Raw genomic sequence first — 20,649 nt, 5'->3', positions numbered from 1 at the left:
CCTGCGGGGTTCGGAGGAGCGAAAGGGACGGGTGAGGCGAGCTTGCATCGGCTTCACGGCCGACACAACCCGCATTCGCCATCGACCGGCCGCCGGCCCCCGCCACGCCACCCGGCGATCACCGCCGGGCGACCTCGACGCCGGACAGCGCGATGGTCGTTTCGTACCCCTGGGGATCGACGATCGCCCAGCCGCGCAGCACGTTGGCGCGCGCGTCGAAATGCAGCGTCACCCGCGACGTGCCGCCCAGCGTCGCGCTGTCCTCCAGGCTGAGGGCAATCAGGCCGCCGGGATCGATGTCCACGTTGCGCACGCGCACGTCACGGGCCAGGTCGACGTTGTCCCGCAGCAGGAACTTGAGCGGCGTCTGGCCGATCGAATAGACATCGTTGGTGCGCAGCCGCGAATCACGCACCGCCACCGACCGCCCGTCGGCGACGATCTCCAGCGTGCTCGGCGGATCGTAGGCGAAGCGCAGCCGCCCGGGACGCTGGACATAGAGCGTGCCGCCGACCTTCTGACGATCGGCCCCCGTCTGCACGAAACGGGCGGTCAGCGTGTTGATGCCGTTGAGATAGGCGTTCACCCGCGCGACCGCCTCGCTGGCGTTGCGCGGCATCGCGGCCGGCTGCGGTGCGCGCGCCGGCTGCGCCACCTGCACGGGCTCGGCGGCCGGGGCTGTGGCGGGAACAGCGGCAACCTGCGCGACGGCAGCCCCGCCGATCCCCGGCGGGCGGGGCGGCGGCAGCGGATGGACTCTCGCCTGCACCGGCTGGGCGGGCTGCGCCTGAGGCGCGGGCTGGCCCACCGGAAGCGGGGCAGGCGCGCCGCGCTGGGGCGCCGCGCCGCGCGCGGGGGGTGGCGGCGGAGCCTCGGCGGGAGCGGGCTGCACGGGTGCAGGCTGCCGGGAGGGCGACTGCCGGGGACCGGATTGCTGGCCGAAGATACCGTCGAGGAAACGGGTCAGCGGATCCTGCGCATGGGCGGGCGAGATGTGGCCGGACGACATCGACAGCACCGCCACGGACGCGACAACGAGCGTCCGCATCATCCCACTCCCCCGCCTGACACGCTTCATCGCCGTCACCCGCTCCCGTCTGCCAAACCATTGCGGCTGACGTCATCCAACATGGCTGATATGGCGAAAGCAGGTCGGCGATTGCAAGGACTATCTCACCTCACAAGCGCGTGCCCGTCTCGGTCCAAAGGCGCGAAGCGCCCCGGTCATCCATGCTCCGCGTGGTCCTCCCCGCCGACCAGGATCTCGCGCTTGCCGGCGTGATTCGCCGGTCCCACGATGCCCTCGAGCTCCATGCGCTCCATGATGGAGGCGGCGCGGTTGTAACCGATCTGGAGCCGGCGCTGGATGTAGGAGGTGGAGGCCTTCTTGTCGCGCAGCACGATGGCGATGGCCTGCTCGTAGAGGTCGTTGCCGCCGGCGGCCCCCTGTGCGGTGTTGTCGAACACCGCGCCGCCGTCGCCCTCGGGCATGGCGTCCTCGTCCGCCGTGACGGCTTCGAGGTATTGCGGGCGGCCCTGCGTCTTGAGATGGGCGACGATCTTCTCCACCTCGTCGTCGGACACGAAGGGGCCGTGCACGCGCGTCAGGCGGCCGCCGCCGGCCATGTAGAGCATGTCGCCCTGGCCGAGCAGCTGCTCCGCCCCCTGCTCGCCGAGAATGGTGCGGCTGTCGATCTTCGACGTGACCTGGAACGAGATGCGGGTGGGGAAGTTCGCCTTGATGGTGCCGGTGATGACGTCCACCGAGGGGCGCTGCGTCGCCAGGATGACGTGGATGCCGGCCGCGCGCGCCATCTGGGCGAGGCGCTGGATGGTGCCCTCGATCTCCTTGCCGGCGACCATCATCAGGTCGGCCATCTCGTCGACAACGATGACGATGTAGGGCAGCGGATCGAGGTCCATGACCTCGTCCTCGTAGATCGCTTCGCCGGTGTCGCGGTCGAAGCCGGTCTGCACGGTGCGGGTGATGACCTCGCCCCTGGCCTTGGCGTCGCGCACGCGGGCGTTGAAGCCGTCGATGTTGCGCACCGACAGCTTCGACATCTTCTTGTAGCGCTCCTCCATCTCGCGCACGGCCCATTTCAGCGCCACGACCGCCTTCTTGGGATCGGTGACGACGGGCGACAGCAGGTGCGGGATGCCGTCGTAGATCGACAGTTCGAGCATCTTGGGGTCGACCATGATCAGCCGGCATTCCTCCGGCTTCAGCCGGTAGAGCAGCGACATGATCATGGTGTTGATGGCAACCGACTTGCCCGAACCCGTCGTGCCCGCCACCAGCAGATGCGGCATGCGCGCGAGATCCGCGATCACCGGTTCGCCGCCGATCGTCTTGCCGAGGCACAGCGCCAGCTTGAACTTGGAGCGCTGGAATTCCTCCGACGCGAGCAATTCGCGCAGATAGACCGTCTCGCGCTTGGCGTTCGGCAGCTCGATGCCGATGGCGTTGCGGCCGGGCACCACGGCGACGCGCGCCGACACGGCGCTCATCGAGCGGGCGATGTCGTCGGCGAGCGAGATCACCCGCGACGACTTCGTGCCGGGAGCGGGTTCGAGTTCGTAGAGCGTCACCACCGGGCCGGGGCGCACGTGGATGATGTCGCCGCGCACGCCGAAATCCTCCAGCGTGCTCTCCAGCAGGGCGGCGTTCTGTTCGAGCGCGTCTTCGGAGATCGTGTCGCGCGGGCCGCTCGGCAGCGCCAGCACCGCGAGCGGCGGCATTTCATAGCGCGACGGCGTCCGGGGGGCGGCCTGCGGCACGCGCCGCGTGGTCGTCGTGGCGGGCACGGGGGCAGGCGCAGCCGGCCGGGCGGGCGCAGCCGGGGCGGGGCGGGGCAGACGCGGATCGTCGTCATTGGACGGCGCGAGCGCAGGCGGCCGGCGGGCGTGGCGCAGCAGGACCGGCGCAGCCTCGGGCAGCGCCACCGCCTCGGACATGCCGGGAAGATCGCGCCCGTCGTCGGCAGCCGGGGCGTCCGCTTCGCCGGCGGTGAAGAACTGGACGTCGTGCGCCCAGTCCGCATCGTCGCTGTCGATCGCCGGCTGGTCCGCGAGCTGATGCATGTCCTGGTCGAACGCGATGTCATCATCGGGAAAATCGTCATCGACGTGCGCCGGCTGCCCGTGCTCGTGGGAGAACGCCTCAGCGGGCAGGAAATCGGGCCCGTCGCCGTCCACCGCGCCGCCGTCGCCCGCGCCCCTGTGCCGCGCAGCGAGCTCGCGGTCGGTACTGCGCGTGAAGCGGACGTTGGGCGGCAGCTGGAACGGCCTGCGCCAGAGCGGCACCACCTCGTCCGCCGCGACAGCCGCCGATGTCGCCGGCTGCACCAGCGGCTCGCGCGGCAGATGGATCTGCACGGGACGCTCGCGCGCGGGCGCGAACGCCGCCACCTCCGGCGGAATGTCCGCCGGCTGCGGGGCGGGCATCGGCGCACGCGGCGGCGCGCTCACACGGCCGGAAGGGTGAGCGGCCGGATGAGCGGCCAAGGGAGCGGCCAAGGGAGCGGCCAGGTGATCGGTCAAGCCGTCGCCGAAGGCGGGCTCGCGGGCGACGCGCGGCGACGCGGCGGCATAGTCCGTTTCCGGCCTGCGGAAGCGGCGCGCGATCGAGGCCTTGAGCATCATGAGCCCATGCACCACCGCGCCGAGCGAAACGATGCCCCAGCCGGGCTCGTCGTGATCCTCGGAGCCGGAGAAAGGCAGATCGTCCTCGTCGTCCTCCCCGGCATGGGCGGGCGGCGCCGACAGGCCGAAGCCCGACGCGGCGGAAAGCGCCAGAATGGCGGTCCCCGCATAGCACAGACCGACGATCAGGCCGCCGATGCCGCCCTCGCCGATCAGTCCCCTGCCGCCGAACAGCAGCGCATCGCCGACGACGCCGCCGAGACCCGACGGCAGCGGCCAGCGCTCGGTGCCCGGCAGCGCGCTCGCCACCGCCGCCGCCGCACCCGTGCCGACGAGCCACAGCCCGAGCCGCAGCACGAGGCGCGGCAGCGGACGCCGGCCGATGAGCCGGATCGCCCACACCGCGCAGGGCAGCAGCAGCGCCACCGATCCGAGGCCGAAGATCTGCATCGTCAGATCGGCGAAAACGGCTCCCGGCGTGCCGAGCAGATTGGCGACGCGGCCCTCGGTCGCGTGGGTGAGGCTGGGGTCGGACACCGACCACGTCATCAGCGCCAGCACCGCGGCTATCACCAGCGCCAGCAGCAGGAAGCCCGTCAGTTCGACCGCCCGTTGCAAGACGAATCGGCGCAGCGCATCCGGGATGTCATCGGCGTGGGACGAATTCCGTCGAATCGTTCGCATGTTTGGGGCAGATCGGCTCGTTGTCGGTCGGAGAAGGCAAGGCGCGAAACCACGCCGCCGCATGATTCGCCCTACATTACCGATCGCCCGGTTAAGCCGGGATTAACTCAAGTGCCGCTTCCATGGTTAACGTCATGCGTCGCCGTCATTAATTTCGACGGCGCGTCATTTTTCGGCCGCAGATCCGACACCACCGACGATGCGCAGACGTTTTTGTCGGATGTCCGGCAAAAACACCACCAGCAGGCCGATGGCCGGCAGGAAGGCGCAGATCTGATAGACGAACGCGATCCCGCGGACGTCCGCCACCGCGCCGAGAACCGCAGCCCCCAGGCCGCCCATGCCGAAGGCGAGCCCGAAGAACAGGCCGGAGATCATGCCGACCTTGCCCGGCACCAGCTCCTGCGCGAAGATGACGATCGCCGGAAACGACGACGCGATGATGCCGCCGATGAGCACCGACAGCACGGCCGTCCAGAACAGGTCGGCGAACGGCAGCAGGAGCGAGAACGGCAGCGCGCCGAGCACCGACACCCACAGCACCAGCTTGCGGCCGAAGCGGTCGCCGATCGGCCCGCCGATCACCGTCCCCGCCGCGGCCGCGCCGAGGAACAGGAACAGGAAGAGCTGCGCGTCGCGCACGGACACGTCGAACGTCTCGATCAGGTAGAACATGTAGTAGCTGGAGATGCTCGCCATGTAGACGTTCTTGGAGAACGTCAGCAGGCACAGCACGACGATGCCGACGACCACGGTGCGGCGCGGCAGATGGTGCTGCCGCGCGGGCTTCGGCCGCCCGGCCTGCGCCCTGCGGTAGCTGCCGTACCAGATGCTGACGCGCGAGAGGATCACCATGGCGACGAGCGCCACGAGCGAGAACCACCCCACGCTCCCCTGGCCGCGCGGCAGCACGATGAACGCCGCGAGCAGCGGCCCCACCGCCGTGCCGAAATTGCCGCCGACCTGGAACAGCGACTGCGACAGGCCGGGGCGCGCACCCGCCGCCAGCCGCGCCACGCGCGACGCTTCGGGATGGAACACCGACGAGCCGATGCCGATGAGGCATGCCGCGAGCACGAGCAGCGGGTAGTCGTGCGCCACCGCGAGCAGCAGCAGGCCGCAGAAGGTGAAGGCCATGCCGACCGGCAGCGAATAGGGCATGGGGTGCTTGTCGGTATACATGCCCACGAGCGGTTGCAGCAGCGAGGCAGTGCACTGGAACGCGAGCGTCAGGATGCCGATCTGAATGAAGTTGAGGCTGAACTCGTCCTTGAAGATCGGATACATCGAGGTGAACAGCGCCTGCATGATGTCGTTGAGCATGTGGCAGACGCTGATCGCCGCAATCACCATGAAGGCGGTCGCCTCGGCGGGCGGTCCGCCGGCCGCCTGGGGACCATCGGCCGCATGCGCCTCGGCCAACGCTTCACTGACCTTGATGGACACCTGACGCTCCTCCTGAAAAGACGGGACGTTGCATCGCCCGCGTTCCTCGATCGATCGCCGCCGTCCGTATCGGCGGTCATCGACCGAATTTTGTCGTGACGGCATATATTTCGGCACCGCGACGATGGCCGCGGCTCCGGATGGTTCGTTATTTAACATGATCGCCTATATTTGCGTCAGTCGCCGCTTGCATGGCCGCTGCCAATCGGACACATACCCCCGACAATGTTCGCCAGGGCGCCAGGACGCTTTGACAGCACCCATTCCAGGGGCTATCGATCGGATGACGGTTCCTTGAAGGATTAATAGGGAACGCAGTACAGGCGCGCGCCCCGAGGTTCGCGCCCAATGCTGCGGCTGTCCCCGCAACTGTAAGCGGCGAGCTTTCCGTCCTCATGCCACTGGAGCGCGCTCCGGGAAGGCGGCAGAAGCGTCGAGCCGCGAGCCAGGAGACCTGCCGTCAGCCGTGGTCACAGCGGAGTCATCGGTCGGGGGCTGCCGGTGGGGACTGACGCTCCCGCGTCCGCGGGGCGAGCCAGACCCTTTCGCGGTGACGTGCCCACACCCGCCGGCGGTGCTCCTGCCGGCGTTTCCGAGAGGCTGCCCGCTGTGCCTACCCCCTTCCGCTCCATGCCGGCGCGCCGGCGCGCGCGCCGCGCCTTTCGGCTTGGCCGCCTGGCCGCCGTTCCGGCCGTCCTGCTGTCCGCCGCCGCCAACGCGCAGCAAGCCGAGCCCGGCCTCGTGCTCGACGAGATCACCGTCACCGCCACCAGCCTGCCGACGCCCGTGCGGCAGGTGGGGTCGTCGGTGACCGTGATCACCGCCGCCGACATCGCCCGCCAGCAGCGGCGCACCCTGCCGGACGCGCTCGCCACGGTGCCGGGCACCAACGTCGTGCAGACCGGCGGACCGGGCGGGCAGACCTCGGTGTTCCTGCGCGGCACCAACGCCAACCACGTCAAGGTGCTGATCGACGGCGTGCCGGTCAACGACCCCGCGACGCCGAACGGCGCGTTCGACTTCGCCCACGTGCCGACAGCCGACATCGCCCGCATCGAGGTGCTGCGCGGCCCGCAGAGCGGCCTCTACGGCGCGGATGCGCTCGGCGGCGTCATCAGCATCACGACGAAAGCCGGCAAGGGGCCGCCGAAGGCCGAGCTTCAGGTCGAGGGCGGATCGTTCGGCACCTTCAACCAGAGCGCGCAGGTGTCGGGTGGCGATGAGCGCTTCGACTACTTCTTCTCCGCCGCGCACCTGCGCACCGAGGCGGTGCGCGTCACGCCCTCCGAACTCGTGCCGCCCGGCCAGCGCATCAATGACGATTTCTACGACAACTGGGCCTTCGCCACCCGGCTCGGCTTCGCGGTGACCGACACCTTCCGCCTGAACCTCACCGGCCGTTATTCGGACTCGCGGCTGAAATTCACCGCCGACGGCGGCTGGCCGAGCGTGCCCGACGCTGCGCGCAGCGAGACCCGCAACCAGCGCTTCGTCACCCGCGTCGAGGGCGTGTGGACGCTGTGGGACGGGCGCATCACCAACACCTTCGGCGTCGGCTATTCGAACGAGGACCGCCGCAATACCGGCCCCGCCAGCGAATTCGGGCCGGGCTTCGTGTCCGAATTCCTCGGCGAGCGCACCATCTACGACTGGCGCACGAATGTTGCCGTCACCCCGGAGCACACGCTGGTGTTCGGCTTCCAGCACGAGCGCGAGCGGTTCGACGACACCAGCACCACGGCGTCGAGCGGCAACAACGCCGGCTTCGTCGAATGGCAGGGCAAGGTCGCCGAGCGGCTTTCCTTCGCCGCCAACATCCGCCACGACGACAACGACGACTTCGGCGGCCACACCACGTGGCGCATCGCGCCGACCTTCACCGTGCCCGGCACGGAAACCCGCCTCAAGGCGAGCGTCGGCACGGCCTTCAAGGCCCCGACGCTCAGCCAGCGCTTTTTGGACTCGCGCCCGGCCTTCAACTTCTACGGCAACCCCGATCTCAAGCCCGAAAAGAGTACCGGCTACGACATCGGCTTCGAGCAGCCCTTCGCCGATGAGCGGGTGGTGGTGGGCGCGACCTGGTTCCACAACGATATCGAGGACCTCATCAACACCGACGCCGACTTCACCTCCTATACCAATGTCGGCAAGGCGACGACGCGCGGCGTCGAGGCCTTCGCGGCGGTGGCGCTCACCGAGACGGTCGATCTGCGCGCCGACTACACCTTCACCCTGGCGCGCGACGACATCGCCCGGCAGGAGCTGCTGCGCCGCCCGCGCCACAAGGCGAGCTTCACCGCGCTGTGGCAGGCGACCGACAGGCTGCGGCTGTCCGCGACCGCCCTCTATATCGGCGCCTTCGTCGACGGCAACCGCGACTTCTCGATCCCGCGCCTGCGCACCTCGGGCTATGCCATGGTCAATCTGGCGGCCGATTATCAGGCGGACGAGCAGACGGTGATCTTCGCCCGCGTCGACAACCTGTTCGACCGACGCTATGAGAATCCCACGGGTTTTCGCAAACCGGGGCTCGGGGTGTATGCGGGCCTGCGGTTTTCGCCGCAGTGATGCCCGCGGGGACATGAACGGGCATGGTATGACAGCGCAGCGACCGGGGGCGGCGACGGGGTGGCGGACTGCCGCGCTCTGTGTCCTCATGCTCGCCTGCGCCGCCCCGGCGCCGGCGCGCACGCCGCCGCCGCAGCGCATCGTGTCCATCAACCTGTGCGCCGATGCGCTGCTGCTGGCGCTGGCCGACCCGCGACAGATCGCGGCGCTCACCGCGTTGTCGCACGATCCGCGCAACTTCCACCGGGCGCGCGAGGCGGCGCGCTTTCCCGCGACCCGCGGCCGGGCGGAGGACGTGCTGGCGCTCGCGCCCGATCTCGTGCTCGCCAGCACCTTCACGTCGCCGGCAACGGTCTCGCTGCTGCGCCGGCTCGGCGCGCCCCTGCGCCAGCTCGACGTGGCGCACGATTTCCCGGCCATCCGCAATGAGATGAGCGCGGTCGCGGACGCCGTCGGCCGGCCGAACCGGGGCAAGGCCGCCATCGCGGCAATGGACCGGCGGCTCGACAACCTGGCGCGCGTCATGCCGCTGCCGCCGCTCTCGGCCCTTGCCCTTCAGGCCAACAACATCGTTGCGGGGACGGACACTCTGGCGGATACGGTCATCCGCGCCGCCGGCCTGACGAACGCCGCCGCGCGGGCCGGCATCGCCGGCCACGGGCGGCTGTCGCTCGAAGCCATGCTCGCCCTGCGGCCCGACGTGCTCATCGTCGACGGCGAGGAGAACACCGCGCCCGCCCGCGCCAACCGCCTGCTGCGCCATCCGGCGCTCGAAGCGCTGGCCGCAAGCGGCACGCGCGCGGTGACGATGCCCTCGCGGCTGTGGGTGTGCGGCGGCCCGGACCTCGTGGAGGCCGTCGCCCACCTGCGCCGCGCGCTGCGGAGCGGCGGCGCATGACCGGCGCCCGCGCCCTCCCCTTCCCCGCCGCGCCCGCGCTCGTGGCGGCACTCGCCCTTGCGGCCGGCGCGCTCACGGTGCTGTCCACGGCCCTCGGCGACACCACGCTCGATGTCGCTGCGGCCTTGCGCGACCTTGTCGCCGGCGACAACACGATCGCCGCGCTGATCCTCGTGGAGCTGCGGCTGCCGCGCGCCCTTCTCGGCCTGCTGACGGGCTTCTCGCTCGGCATCGCCGGGGCGGCCATGCAGGGCCTGCTGCGCAATCCGCTGGCGGAGCCGGGCGTGATGGGCGTGTCGGGTGCCGCAGCGCTCGGCGCAGTGATCGTCTTCTACAGCGGGCTCGCCGGCGCCGTTTCGCTCGCGCTGCCGCTCGGGGGAATGGCTGGCGCGCTCGTGGCGAGCATCGTTCTCCACGTCATGGCGGGACGCGGCGCGGGCGTGCTGACGCTGGTGCTGGCGGGCGTCGCGGTCAACAGCCTTGCGGGGGCGCTGACAGCGCTGGCGCTCAACCTGTCGCCCAACCCCTACGCGGCGCTGGAGATCGTGTTCTGGATGATGGGCTCGCTCGCCGACCACAGCCTCGCCGACGTCGGTCTTGTGATCGTGCCGATGCTGGCCGGCTGGCTGCTGCTCATCGCCTCGGCCCCGGCGCTCGACGCGCTCAGCCTCGGCGAGGACGTGGCCCAGAGCCTCGGCTTCGACCTGGCGCTCGTGCGCGTGCGCCTCATCGCCGGCACGGCGATGGCCGTCGGCAGCGCGGTGGCGGTGGTGGGCATGGTGGGCTTCGTCGGACTCGTCGCGCCGCATCTGGTGCGCCGGCTCGCGCAGCGCGAGCCCGGCCGCGTGCTGCCGCTCGCCGGGCTCGCCGGCGCCGTGCTGACCCTTGCCGCCGACATCGGCCTGCGGCTGCTGCCGATGGAACCCGAGCTCAACCTCGGCGTGGTGACCGCCATCGTCGGCGCGCCCTTCCTGCTGGTGCTGATCCGCCGAACGCGGGAGCGCGACTGATGCGCATCGACGCTTCCGGGCTTTCGGTCGCGGCGCAGCGCACGCGCATCCTCGACGGCCTGAGCTTCTCCCTCGACGGCGGCGAGCTCGTCGGGCTCATCGGCCCCAACGGCGCGGGAAAGTCCACGCTGCTCAAGGCGCTCGCCGGCCTCGTCGCCGCCGATTCCGGATCGCTGCTGATCGACGGCACGCCCATCGGGGCGATCGATCGCCGGACGCTCGCCCGCACCCTCGCCTACCTGCCGCAGAACGGCCCGGCGCACTGGGGGCTGTCGGTCGAGGCCGTGGTGCGGCTCGGGCGCCTGCCGCATCGCGGCCGCTCCAGCGGCGGCGAGGCGCCCGATGCAGCGGCGGTCGACCGGGCGATGCAGGCGACCGGCATCGCCGACCTGCGCCGGCGCGCCATCGACACCCTGTCGGGCGGCGAGCGCATGCGCGCACTGCTTGCCCGGGCGCTCGCCGTCGAGGCGCCGGTTCTGCTGGCCGACGAGCCCGTCGCCGCGCTCGATCCGCGCCATCAGCTCCTCACCATGGCGCTGCTGCGCGGGATGGCACGGGCAGGCCGGCTCGTCGTCGCGGTGCTGCACGACCTGTCGCTCGCCTGCCGCTTCTGCGACCGCCTGCTGCTGCTGCGCGAGGGCGCGATCGTCGCCGACGGCCCATGGCGCGAGGCGCTCTCCGACGCCAACATCGCCGCCGCCTACGGCGTCTCCGTACACCGGGGCGCCTTTGAAAACATCGACTACATCATCCCGTGGAAACCGACCTGAGCGGCGAAAGCCAAAGTTTGCCGAAAGCTGCCTTGTTCGGCCAAAGCCATCTTGCGCGCCGCGCGCGCCGGCTATATACAGTACGTTATAACGTATCGTTTTCAACGGACCGCCCGCACCGATAGGGGCGGCGCATGATTCGAGGAGCTTGTCCATGGTCGACAGACGGTCCCTGCTGGTTGCGGCTGCGAGTTTCTGGCTGGCGGCGGGTGTTTCGGCGAGCGCGCATGCGCAAGACGCGCCGGTCGAGGCGGTGGCGACTTTCTCCATCATCGGCGATATCGTCCGCGAGGTCGGCGGCGAGCGTGTCCACGTCACGACGCTCGTCGGCCCGGACGGCGACGCCCACGTCTACGAGCCCACGCCCGCCGACGTGCGGAAACTCGGCGAGGCCGCGATCCTGTTCGAGAACGGCCTCGCGTTCGAGGGCTGGCTGACCCGCCTCGTGGAGGCTTCTGGCTTCAAGGGGCCGCGGGTGATCGTGTCCGAGGGCGTGAAGCCGCGCGCGGCGGATGACGATGACGATCATGCCCATGATCAAGGTCACGATCATGGCCATAGCCATAGCCATGATCACGCGGAGGCCGGGCACGGCCACGCGGATCACGCGCACGCTCACGCGGGGCATCATCACGGCTCCGAGGATCCGCATGCCTGGCAGAACGTGGCCAACGCCGTGATCTATGCGCGAAACGTCGCCGCGGCGCTGGAGAAGCTCGACCCCGACCATGCGTCGCAGTACCGCGACCGCGCCGCCGACTATATCGCCCGGCTCGAGGCGCTCGACGCGAAGCTAAAGGCGCAATTCGCCGCCATTCCCGAGAGCCGGCGCAAGGTCGTGACCTCGCACGACGCCTTCGGCTACTTCGGCGATGCCTACGGCCTGACGTTCATCGCACCGGAGGGCGTCAGCACCGAGGCCGAGGCCTCGGCAACCGACGTGGCGCGCATCATCGACCAGATTCGCCGGGAAGACATCACAGCGGTCTTCGTCGAGAACATCTCCAGCTCCAAGCTGATCGAGCAGATCGCGAGCGAGACCGGCGCGAAGACCGGCGGCAAGCTCTATTCGGACGCGCTGGCGAAGCCGGGGCAGCCGGCATCGACCTATATCGGGATGATCGAATGGAACGCGGGCGAGATCGCCCGCGCCCTGGCGCCCGCTCCCTGAGCGCGGACGGACGCGCCGCCCGGGATTGCCGGCGACATGCATGCGAAGGGGCCGTTTCACGGCCCCTTTTGCATTTCGGCCATATTTGTTCCGGGATCGGCAGCTATGACCTCATCCCGGAAAGCGGATACCGCATTCGGGAAAGGCCGCGCGATCGGAAGGATCGATGGCGATGGCGTGTTCGCGAGGAGCCGCTCCGATCCATGATATTTTTGTCGCTATCGCCAAAAATGTCGCCCGCGGAAACAGGTTATCAATATATCCGTTAAATGTTCGAAACAATCGTGTGGGAGACAACCTGGGAGAGCACCGGGGGAGCACGGTCCCCCAGGTGAACGATCCAGTGAACGATCCAGGGGGAAGCCGCTTACGGCTCGAGGAGGCGACATCACGAATATCAATTCAACACGCAGGTTGTGCGATATCCCGCTTGCGCGCCAGCCCCCGCGTCTGTTATCCGAAACGAACCGTGAAGGGTGACTTTCCGCCTCGGATAGACACTCTGACCTCCCCAAAACTCCATACGATGCCGCCAAGAACCGATGTGGGACGACGCGCGACTTTTTTTGTTGATCGCCCTTCCCTTCCTGGGAAGCGGTGTCGTCGCGTCGCTGCCGCGGGACGCGCGGGATACGGCCGGCATCATCACCGGCGCCGTGGCGCTTACCTGCACGCTCATCGTCACCACGTTCTACTCGGTCATGGATCAGGGAATCGTGGTGAACGCCACCATCGAGTGGCTTCCCAGTATCGGCCTGAATTTCATCGTCCGTCTTGACGGTTTCGCCTGGATCATGGCGGGCCTCGTGGCGCTCATCGGCTTCCTGGTGGTCGTCTATGCCCGTTATTACATGTCGCCGGAAGATCCCGTTCCGCGATTCTTTTCATTCTTTCTTGCGTTCATGGGGTCCATGCTGGGCGTCGTGCTGTCCGGCAACCTCGTGCAGATGGTGTTCTTCTGGGAACTGACCAGCCTGTTCTCGTTTCTTCTCATCGGCTACTGGAGCCACAACCCTGGCGCGCGCGAGGGCGCGCGCATGGCGCTCACCGTCACCGGCATCGGCGGGCTCTGCCTGCTGGCGGGCGTTCTCGTTCTCGGTCACATCGTCGGCAGCTACGACCTCGACCAGGTGCTGGGCGCCGGCGACGTCATCCGCGCGCATCCTCTCTACCGCCCCGCGCTGGTGCTGATCCTGATCGGCGCGCTGACGAAGAGCGCGCAGTTCCCGTTCCATTTCTGGCTGCCGCACGCCATGGCCGCGCCGACGCCGGTCTCCGCCTATCTGCATTCGGCCACCATGGTGAAGGTCGGCGTGTTCCTGCTCGCGCGACTCTGGCCGGCCATGGGGGGCACGGAGCCGTGGTTCTGGATCGTCGGCGGGGCGGGCGTCTCGACCCTCCTGCTCGGCGCCTACATCGCCATCTTCCAGCAGGACCTGAAGGGCCTTCTGGCCTATTCGACCATCAGCCATCTCGGCCTCATCACGCTTCTGCTCGGGCTCGGCAGCCCGCTCGGCGTCGTGGCGGCGGTGTTCCACCTGCTCAATCACGCCACGTTCAAGTGCTCGCTGTTCATGGCGGCCGGCATCATCGACCACGAGACCGGTAGCCGCGACATCCGCCGTCTGAGCGGCCTCATCCGCTACATGCCGATCACCGCGACGCTCGCCATGGTGGCGAGCGCGGCCATGGCCGGCGTGCCGCTGCTCAACGGCTTCCTGTCGAAGGAGATGTTCTTCGCCGAGACCATCGTCGAGCACGTCGATTCCCTGTTCGACGGGGCGCTGCCGTTCCTCGCCACGGTGGCGAGCATGTTCTCGGTTGCCTATTCGCTGCGCTTCATCCTGGGCGTGTTCTTCGGGCCGGCGCCCGTGGGCCTGCCGCGCACGCCGCACGAACCGCCGCACTGGATGCGTTTTCCGGTGGAGTTCCTGGTGCTGCTGTGCCTTCTGGTCGGCGTCATCCCGGCGCTCACCATCGGCCCGTTCCTCCACATCGCCGTCTCCTCCATCCTCGGCGACGAGATGCCCTATTACAGTCTCGCGGTCTGGCACGGCCTGAACTATCCGCTGCTGATGAGCATCGTGGCGATGCTGGGCGGGGTGCTGGTCTATCTGCTGCTACGCGGCTATCTGGCGCTGGGCGAGGAAGGCCCGCCGCTGCTGCGCCGGCTCAAGGGACAGCGCATCTTCGAGCGCATCATGGTGACGGTGTCGTGGAAGTGGGCGCGGCAGCTCGAAGTGCTGCTCGGCACCCGGCGGCTGCAGCCGCAATTGCGGCTCCTCGTCGCCCTGGCGCTGGTGGCGGCGGTGTTTCCCCTCTACGTCGAGGGCTTCGGCCCGCGGCGGCTGTCGCTGGAGCGGATCGACTGGTACGGCTTCGACCCCGCTTTCGCGCTGATGTGGCTCGTGGGCATCACGTGCGCCGTGAGCGCCGCCTATCAGGCCAAGTATCACCGCCTCGCGGCGCTGGTCTTGATGGGCGGGGCGGGGCTGTCCACCTGCATCACGTTCGTGTGGCTGTCGGCGCCCGATCTGGCGCTGACGCAGCTGCTGGTCGAGATCGTCACCACGGTGCTGCTGCTGCTCGGGCTGCGCTGGATGCCCAAGCGCTTCGAGGAGGTGGACACGGCGGCGGCCGTGCCGTTCAACGTGCGGGTGCGCCGGGGGTGGGATCTCGTGATGGCGGTCGGGGCCGGCCTCGGCATCGCCATGCTGTCCTACGCCGTCATGACGCGGCCGCTGCCGGACACCATCGCCAGCTTCTTCCTGGAGCGCGCCTATACCGAGGGCGGCGGCACCAACGTCGTCAACGTGATCCTGGTCGACTTCCGCGGCTTCGACACGCTGGGCGAGATCACCGTGCTCGCCATCGTGGCGCTGACGGTGTTCGCGCTGCTGCGCCGCTTCCGCCCGGCGCCGGAGAGCATGGCGCTGCCCGAGCAGCAACGGCTGCAGATCGCCTACGACGACGCCCACCCGGACCGCAACATCGGCCAGACGGTGGCGGAGTATCTGGAGGTTCCGCGGCTCATCATGCTGTGGTTCTTCCCCGTCGTCGGCGTCTTCGCGGTGTATCTCTTCATGCGCGGCCACGACCTGCCGGGCGGCGGCTTCGCGGCGGGCGTGGCGATGTCGATATCGTTCATCCTGCAATACATGGCGAGCGGCACGCGCTGGGTCGAGGACCGGCTGCGCATCCTGCCGGTGCGCTGGATCGGCATCGGGCTGCTGACGGCGGCTTTCACCGGGCTCGGCTCGTGGCTGTTCGGCCATCCGTTCCTGACGTCGCATTTCCAGTACGTCGAGCTGCCGGTGCTCGGCAAGATACCGATGGCGAGCGCGCTGCTGTTCGATCTGGGCGTCTATTCGCTGGTCGTGGGCGCGACCGTCCTGATGCTGGTCGCCATTGCCCACCAGTCGATCCGCACGCCCAAGCCCACACGATACGCGTCCTCGCGGAAGGGATCGGGCGCGGCGACCACCACCACGGGAGGCCAGTGATGGAAATCATCGTCGCAGTCGCCATCGGCGTGCTGACGGGCTCGGGTCTGTGGCTGCTGCTGCGTCCGCGCACGTTCCAGGTCATCATCGGCCTGTCGCTGCTGTCCTATGCCACGAACCTGTTCATCTTCGGCATGGGCCGGCTGCGCGCCAACGCGCCGCCCATTCTCGAATCCGGCGCGTCGGGCGACCTCGCCACGCTGACCGACCCGCTGCCCCAGGCGCTGGTGCTGACGGCGATCGTCATCGGCTTCGCCATGACGGCCCTTTTTCTCGTGGTGCTGCTCGCCTCGCGCGGCCTCACCGGCACCGATCACGTCGACGGGCGGGAGAGCGACCTCTGATGGCAGCATCGCCCGCCGACCACCTCATCATCGCGCCCATCGTGCTGCCGCTGGTGACCGGCGCGCTGCTGCTGCTCATCGACGACCGCCGGCGGCCGGTCAAGGCGGCGCTGGCGGTGGCGGTGAGCGCGGCGCTGCTCGTCATTTCGGTGCTGCTGCTGCGCCGCGCGGACGGCATGACGGCGCTGGCGCAAACGGCCTCCTACGCGCTCGGCGACTGGCCGGCGCCGTTCGGCATCGTGCTGGTGCTCGACCGGCTGTCGGCCATGATGGTGCTGCTGACGAGCATCCTCGGGCTTGCGGCGCTGGTGTTCTCGCTGGCGCGCTGGCACCGGGCGGGCCCGCATTTCCATACGTTGTTCCTGTTCCTGCTGATGGGGCTCAACGGGGCGTTCCTCACCGGCGACCTGTTCAACCTGTTCGTGTTCTTCGAGGTGCTGCTCGCCGCCTCCTACGGGCTGGTGCTCTATGGCATGGGCGTCGTGCGCGTCCGGGCCGGGCTGCAGTACATCGTCGTCAACCTGGCCGCATCGTCGCTGTTCCTGATCGGGGTCAGCCTGATCTACGGCGTGTCGGGCACGCTCAACATGGCGGATCTCGCCACGCGCATCCCCGATCTCGGCCAGCATGACCGGATGTTCCTCGAGGCCGGGGCGGCGATCCTGGGCATCGCCTTTCTGGTGAAGGCGGGCATGTGGCCGCTCAGCTTCTGGCTGCCGACCGCCTATGCGGCGGCGAGCGCGCCGGCCGCTGCCGTCTTTTCGGTGATGACCAAGGTGGGCGTCTACGTCATCCTGCGGCTGTCGCTGCTGCTGTTCGGCGCGGGCGCGGGCGATTCCGCCTATTTCGGCACGCAGGTGCTGCTCTACGGCGGCATGGCGACGATCGCCTTTGGCCTCATCGGCGTACTCGCCACGCAGACCATGTCGCGGCTTGCCGGCTACAGCGTGCTGGTGTCCTCGGGCACCCTGCTCGCGGCGATCGGCGTCGGCAACGCGGCGGCGACCAGCGGCGCGCTGTTCTACCTCGTCAACTCGACGCTCGCCATCGCCGGCTTCTTCCTGCTGATCGAGCTCGTGGAGCGCGGCCGCGATCCCGGCGCGGACGTGCTCGCCGTGACCATGGAGGCCTTCGGCTACACGGACGAGGACGACGTGACCGAGGAGGTCGAGGTCGGCGAGCGCATCCCCGCCATTCTGGCGTTCCTGGGCGGCAGCTTCATCGCCTGCGGGCTGCTGCTCGCGGGCCTGCCGCCGCTGTCGGGCTTCCTGGCCAAGTTTGCGCTGATGTCGGCGATCATGGACCCGGCCGGCATCGGCACCGGCGGCCCGCAATACATCGTCACCTGGGTGCTCATTGCGCTGTTGATCCTCTCCGGCCTCTCGGCCATGCTGGCGATGACGCGTATCGGCATCCAGACGTTCTGGTCGCCGCTGGAAACCGTCGTGCCAGGCGTGCGCGGGGTCGAGATCGCGGCGGTGGCCTTCCTGCTGCTGCTGTGCGTGGCTCTCACGGTGCGCGCCGGGCCGGTGTTCGATTTCATGGAGGATACCGCCATGTCGCTGCACGCGCCCTCCGCCTATATCGACAGCGTGCTCTCCCCCGGCGCCGGCGGGAGCGCGCCGGGAGGCACGCCGCCGGGAGGAACACCGCCGGGAGGAACGCCGCCATGAGACGGGTGCTGCCCTATCCGCTGCTGTCGCTGTCGATCGTCGTGATGTGGCTGCTGCTGAACCAGTCCGTCGCGCCGGCGACGCTGACTTTCGCCGCCGTGCTGGCGCTCGGCGGCGGCTGGATGATGACCGCGCTCGGGCAGGAGAGCACCCGCATCCGTCGGCCGTGGACCATCATCAAGCTCGCGTGCATCGTCTTCATCGACATCGTGAATTCCAACATCGCGGTGGGGAAGATCATCCTGCGGCCGAAGAGCCGGCGCGGCGCGCCGGGCTTCATGGCGGTGCGCCTCGACATGCGCAACCCCTACGGGCTCGCCGTGCTCGCCATCGTCCTCACGTCGACGCCGGGCACCATATGGACGAACTTTTCCTCCTCGTCGGGCGTCCTGCTGATCCATGTCCTCGACCTTCAGGAGGAGCAGTTCTGGATCGACACCATCAAGAATCGCTACGAGCGGCGGCTGATGGAGATTTTTGAATGAATTTCCCTGCACTCCCCCCTGCCGGCGCGTTCGATCTGCCGTTTCTGGTGCTCGACTGGTCGCTGTTCATCGCCCAGCTCTTTCTCGGGCTGGCGATGGCCTGCGCCGCCTACCGCCTCATCTTCGGCCCGCGTGCCCAGGACCGGGTGCTCGGGCTCGACACGTTCTACGTCAACGCCATGCTGCTGCTGCTGACCTACGGCATCCGCATCGCCAGCACGATCTATTTCGAGGTGGCGCTGATCATCGGCCTGCTGGGCTTCGTCGGCACCGCGGCGCTGTCGAAATTCCTCATGCGCGGCGAGGTGATCGAGTGATCGACATCAACCTCGCCCTCAAGGACCTGCCGGCCTGGGCGGCCTATCTGACCGCGCTCTTCGTCTTCCTGGGCTCGGCCCTGACGCTGACGGGGTCGATCGGCCTCATCCGGCTCAAGTCCTTCTACGAGCGGGTGCACGCCCCCACGCTGGGCGCGACGCTCGGCACGGGCTTCATCCTGGCCGCGTCGATGCTCTGCTTTTCCGTGCTGCGCGGCCGGCCGTCGGTGCACGAGATCCTGATCGCGGTCTTCCTGACGATCACCACCCCGGTCGGCCTGATGCTCCTGGTGCGCGCGGCGCTCTATCGCGACCGCGTGGAAAACAACCACGAAGTGCCGGGGGCCGGCAGATACAAGGACTTGTCCGGGCAGGATGCCAGCCCGGACTGACACGCAGGACGACGCGCGATTGCGTCTCCTCAGCTCACCATGCCGCCGGGGGCGGGCTGCGTGGTGCCGGTCTCATCCGCCGCCGGCCGCGCCTCGATCGCCGCATGTCCGGCGAGCGCCTGGCGCAGCGCTTCCTCCTTGGTCTCGTCGAACGAGGTCTGGACGATCGTGCCGCCGACGCCCTCGAACTCCTTCAGGATCTTGTCGGCGGTGTACTTGCGGATGAGCAGGAACAGGCCCGCCGTTCCCGGCTGGAGCGCCTCGGCCGCTTCCTTCATGAAGTTGTCGTTGATGCCGACATCGGTGAGCTTGCCGCTCAGCGCGCCGGCGCCGGCGCCCACCGCCGAACCGAGCAGCGGGTTGAGGAAGATGAAGCCGATCAGCGCGCCCCACAGCGCCCCCGACAGCGCACCGGTGGCGGTGAGGTTGAGGAGCTGGTTGAGGCGGATCTTGCCGTCGGGCTCCTTGACCGCGATCACGGCATCGCCGAGCTCGATCAGATATTCCTGCTGCAACTCCAGCAAACGCTTGCGAACCTCTTCGGCCTTCTCCTCGGTCGGAAAGGCGATAAACACAAGATCACTCATCTTCTGACTCCATGGCTTGGGCGATGATACGACGGCCCGTCCGACCGATCGGGGCCGGCACGGACTGTGCGATTGCGTGCCTCTGGCATGATCAGGCCGGACCCGGCCTGACGACGCGCTGCGGCGGTTTGCTTCGGCGCGGATCCGGACGGACCACGCGCGGGCGTGACGCTGTGATGAAGGTGTCAGTCCGGGCGCCCGTGAGCGTCGATGTGGCCGAGACTGCGGGCGGGGTCGAGCCTGTCGCGCACGCGCTGCTTGAGCGTCTTCGCGTCCGGAAAGCCGCCGTCGCGCTTGCGCTCCCAGATCGCCTCGCCGTCGTAGTCGATGCGGAAGATGCCGCCCGTGCCGGGCACAAGGGATACCTCGGCCAGATCCGTCGCGAAGGTCGACAGCAGCTCCTGCGCCATCCACGCCGCACGCAGCAGCCACTGGCACTGCGTGCAATAGGTGATGACGATGCGCGGGGCGGGCTTCGCGGCGGGTGCGGCGGCTGACGGGCTCATGCCGGATCTCACCATGCTCCCCGCGCTTACGCAAGCGGCGGAATGCGCAGCACCTGGCCCGGATAGATCTTGTCGGGATGGCTCAGCAGCGGCTTGTTGGCCTCGAAGATCACCGTGTACTTCGCGCCCTTGCCCGCGCCGTACTGCTCCTCGGCGATCTTCCACAGCGTGTCGCCCTTTTCCACGGTATAGAACTTCGCGTCTTCCGTGGGGTTCTCCACCGCGATATCGGTCTCCACCGACGCGACGCCGATCGTGTTGCCGACCGCGAGCGCGATCTTCTCCGCCTCTTCGGTGGTGGTCGCGTTGCCCTTCACCGTGACCTTGTCACCGTCGACCTGGATGTCGAGGCCCTCGGTGTTGAGGCCGTGCTTCTCCACTTCCTTCTTGAGATCGTCGGCGGTTGCCGCCTGCGCCTCGCTGGCGCCGAACAGCTTCTCGCCCGCGCCCTTGATGAAGCTCAGCAAACCCATGGTCATCACTCCGTCGTTCGAATACCGGATGCGGCCATCCTGCCATGCGCGCAGCCGCGAGACAGAATAACAAGAGATCGTTCAATCTCAATCGAGCAAATCAGTACATTCTTATATCTGACGAAATTTATTTTCCGGATGCTTTCGTCAAATTCTTGTCGTCTATGAAGCTGTTCA

The 20,649-nt window shown here is 68.6% G+C and carries 17 protein-coding genes and 1 riboswitch; of the genes, 11 read left to right on the top strand and 6 right to left on the bottom strand.

Features of this window, described 5'->3' with window-relative positions; all coding sequences use genetic code 11:
• Positions 1–118: 118 nt before the first annotated feature.
• The 3 genes from ACUSIJ_RS09385 to ACUSIJ_RS09375 form a co-directional block, all read right to left on the bottom strand.
• Positions 119–1,051 carry an outer-membrane lipoprotein carrier protein LolA gene (locus ACUSIJ_RS09385; protein ID WP_449308124.1) on the bottom strand — a complete coding sequence of 311 codons (933 nt, stop codon included), beginning with the start codon at positions 1,049–1,051 and terminating at the stop codon, positions 119–121.
• 173 nt (positions 1,052–1,224) lie between these two features.
• A complete protein-coding gene (locus tag ACUSIJ_RS09380) occupies positions 1,225–4,329 on the bottom strand; it encodes a DNA translocase FtsK 4TM domain-containing protein (protein WP_449308123.1) in 3,105 nt (1,034 codons plus the stop codon).
• Between the two features lie 165 nt (positions 4,330–4,494).
• On the bottom strand, positions 4,495–5,682 hold the full coding sequence (locus tag ACUSIJ_RS09375; RefSeq protein WP_449308277.1) for an MFS transporter: 1,188 nt from the start codon (positions 5,680–5,682) through the stop codon (positions 4,495–4,497).
• A gap of 363 nt (positions 5,683–6,045) precedes the next feature.
• Positions 6,046–6,251, top strand: a riboswitch (cobalamin riboswitch).
• A gap of 133 nt (positions 6,252–6,384) precedes the next feature.
• On the opposite strand from ACUSIJ_RS09375, the gene ACUSIJ_RS09370 reads away from it, so the two are divergent.
• The 11 genes from ACUSIJ_RS09370 (at position 6,385) to mnhG (ending at position 18,906) form a co-directional block, all read left to right on the top strand.
• Entirely contained in the window at positions 6,385–8,343 is a 1,959-nt protein-coding gene (locus ACUSIJ_RS09370; RefSeq protein WP_449308122.1) for a TonB-dependent receptor plug domain-containing protein, read from the top strand.
• A 28-nt stretch (positions 8,344–8,371) separates the two neighbouring features.
• Entirely contained in the window at positions 8,372–9,241 is an 870-nt protein-coding gene (locus tag ACUSIJ_RS09365) for an ABC transporter substrate-binding protein (RefSeq protein ID WP_449308121.1), read from the top strand.
• Positions 9,238–10,251: a FecCD family ABC transporter permease gene (locus ACUSIJ_RS09360; protein ID WP_449308120.1), complete on the top strand. Its 1,014-nt coding sequence runs from the start codon at positions 9,238–9,240 to the stop codon at positions 10,249–10,251. The genes ACUSIJ_RS09365 and ACUSIJ_RS09360 overlap by 4 nt, the downstream gene beginning before the upstream one ends.
• Positions 10,251–11,021 (top strand): ABC transporter ATP-binding protein, encoded by a 771-nt coding sequence (locus ACUSIJ_RS09355; RefSeq protein WP_449308119.1) that lies wholly within the window; start codon positions 10,251–10,253, stop codon positions 11,019–11,021. Before ACUSIJ_RS09360 ends, ACUSIJ_RS09355 begins: the two co-directional genes overlap by 1 nt.
• Positions 11,022–11,175: 154 nt before the next feature.
• Positions 11,176–12,192, top strand: coding sequence for a metal ABC transporter substrate-binding protein (locus tag ACUSIJ_RS09350; protein WP_449308118.1), 1,017 nt, complete (start codon positions 11,176–11,178; stop codon positions 12,190–12,192).
• A gap of 542 nt (positions 12,193–12,734) precedes the next feature.
• On the top strand, positions 12,735–15,695 hold the full coding sequence (locus tag ACUSIJ_RS09345; RefSeq protein WP_449308117.1) for a monovalent cation/H+ antiporter subunit A: 2,961 nt from the start codon (positions 12,735–12,737) through the stop codon (positions 15,693–15,695).
• The gene (locus ACUSIJ_RS09340) at positions 15,695–16,039 is read left to right on the top strand and encodes a Na+/H+ antiporter subunit C (protein WP_449308116.1); all 345 of its coding nucleotides are present in this window, start codon (positions 15,695–15,697) and stop codon (positions 16,037–16,039) included. The genes ACUSIJ_RS09345 and ACUSIJ_RS09340 overlap by 1 nt, the downstream gene beginning before the upstream one ends.
• Positions 16,039–17,712 (top strand): monovalent cation/H+ antiporter subunit D, encoded by a 1,674-nt coding sequence (locus ACUSIJ_RS09335; RefSeq protein WP_449308115.1) that lies wholly within the window; start codon positions 16,039–16,041, stop codon positions 17,710–17,712. The genes ACUSIJ_RS09340 and ACUSIJ_RS09335 overlap by 1 nt, the downstream gene beginning before the upstream one ends.
• Entirely contained in the window at positions 17,709–18,197 is a 489-nt protein-coding gene (locus ACUSIJ_RS09330) for a Na+/H+ antiporter subunit E (RefSeq protein WP_449308114.1), read from the top strand. The genes ACUSIJ_RS09335 and ACUSIJ_RS09330 overlap by 4 nt, the downstream gene beginning before the upstream one ends.
• Entirely contained in the window at positions 18,194–18,514 is a 321-nt protein-coding gene (locus ACUSIJ_RS09325) for a K+/H+ antiporter subunit F (RefSeq protein WP_449308112.1), read from the top strand. The genes ACUSIJ_RS09330 and ACUSIJ_RS09325 overlap by 4 nt, the downstream gene beginning before the upstream one ends.
• Positions 18,511–18,906 (top strand): monovalent cation/H(+) antiporter subunit G, encoded by a 396-nt coding sequence (mnhG, locus tag ACUSIJ_RS09320; protein ID WP_449308111.1) that lies wholly within the window; start codon positions 18,511–18,513, stop codon positions 18,904–18,906. The genes ACUSIJ_RS09325 and mnhG overlap by 4 nt, the downstream gene beginning before the upstream one ends.
• A gap of 29 nt (positions 18,907–18,935) precedes the next feature.
• Here the strand turns inward: mnhG and ACUSIJ_RS09315 are convergent, their stop codons facing one another.
• From ACUSIJ_RS09315 to lysM, 3 genes are all read right to left on the bottom strand, one after another.
• Positions 18,936–19,493, bottom strand: a complete 558-nt coding sequence (locus tag ACUSIJ_RS09315) for a DUF1269 domain-containing protein (protein WP_449308110.1) — start codon at positions 19,491–19,493, stop codon at positions 18,936–18,938.
• 185 nt (positions 19,494–19,678) lie between these two features.
• Complete coding sequence (locus tag ACUSIJ_RS09310; protein WP_449308109.1) at positions 19,679–19,999, bottom strand: SelT/SelW/SelH family protein; 321 nt, start codon at positions 19,997–19,999, stop codon at positions 19,679–19,681.
• A 26-nt stretch (positions 20,000–20,025) separates the two neighbouring features.
• A complete protein-coding gene (gene lysM / locus ACUSIJ_RS09305) occupies positions 20,026–20,472 on the bottom strand; it encodes a peptidoglycan-binding protein LysM (RefSeq protein WP_449308108.1) in 447 nt (148 codons plus the stop codon).
• Positions 20,473–20,649 lie beyond the last annotated feature (177 nt).

This window comes from Pseudochelatococcus sp. B33 (assembly GCF_053570585.1).
This window is presented reverse-complemented; position numbering and strand designations above follow the sequence as displayed.

Bases quoted from the DNA above. Each gene is read 5' to 3' on its own strand.
- ACUSIJ_RS09365 (WP_449308121.1), top strand. From the start codon at position 8,372: ATGACAGCGCAGCGACCGGGGGCGGCGACGGGGTGGCGGACTGCCGCG.
- lysM (WP_449308108.1), bottom strand. From the start codon at position 20,472: ATGGGTTTGCTGAGCTTCATCAAGGGCGCGGGCGAGAAGCTGTTCGGC.
- ACUSIJ_RS09380 (WP_449308123.1), bottom strand. From the start codon at position 4,329: ATGCGAACGATTCGACGGAATTCGTCCCACGCCGATGACATCCCGGAT.
- ACUSIJ_RS09325 (WP_449308112.1), top strand. From the start codon at position 18,194: ATGAATTTCCCTGCACTCCCCCCTGCCGGCGCGTTCGATCTGCCGTTT.
- ACUSIJ_RS09335 (WP_449308115.1), top strand. From the start codon at position 16,039: ATGGCAGCATCGCCCGCCGACCACCTCATCATCGCGCCCATCGTGCTG.
- ACUSIJ_RS09350 (WP_449308118.1), top strand. From the start codon at position 11,176: ATGGTCGACAGACGGTCCCTGCTGGTTGCGGCTGCGAGTTTCTGGCTG.
- ACUSIJ_RS09355 (WP_449308119.1), top strand. From the start codon at position 10,251: ATGCGCATCGACGCTTCCGGGCTTTCGGTCGCGGCGCAGCGCACGCGC.
- ACUSIJ_RS09330 (WP_449308114.1), top strand. From the start codon at position 17,709: ATGAGACGGGTGCTGCCCTATCCGCTGCTGTCGCTGTCGATCGTCGTG.
- ACUSIJ_RS09315 (WP_449308110.1), bottom strand. From the start codon at position 19,493: ATGAGTGATCTTGTGTTTATCGCCTTTCCGACCGAGGAGAAGGCCGAA.
- ACUSIJ_RS09345 (WP_449308117.1), top strand. From the start codon at position 12,735: ATGTGGGACGACGCGCGACTTTTTTTGTTGATCGCCCTTCCCTTCCTG.
- ACUSIJ_RS09310 (WP_449308109.1), bottom strand. From the start codon at position 19,999: ATGAGCCCGTCAGCCGCCGCACCCGCCGCGAAGCCCGCCCCGCGCATC.
- ACUSIJ_RS09385 (WP_449308124.1), bottom strand. From the start codon at position 1,051: ATGATGCGGACGCTCGTTGTCGCGTCCGTGGCGGTGCTGTCGATGTCG.
- ACUSIJ_RS09340 (WP_449308116.1), top strand. From the start codon at position 15,695: ATGGAAATCATCGTCGCAGTCGCCATCGGCGTGCTGACGGGCTCGGGT.
- ACUSIJ_RS09375 (WP_449308277.1), bottom strand. From the start codon at position 5,682: ATGGTGATTGCGGCGATCAGCGTCTGCCACATGCTCAACGACATCATG.
- ACUSIJ_RS09360 (WP_449308120.1), top strand. From the start codon at position 9,238: ATGACCGGCGCCCGCGCCCTCCCCTTCCCCGCCGCGCCCGCGCTCGTG.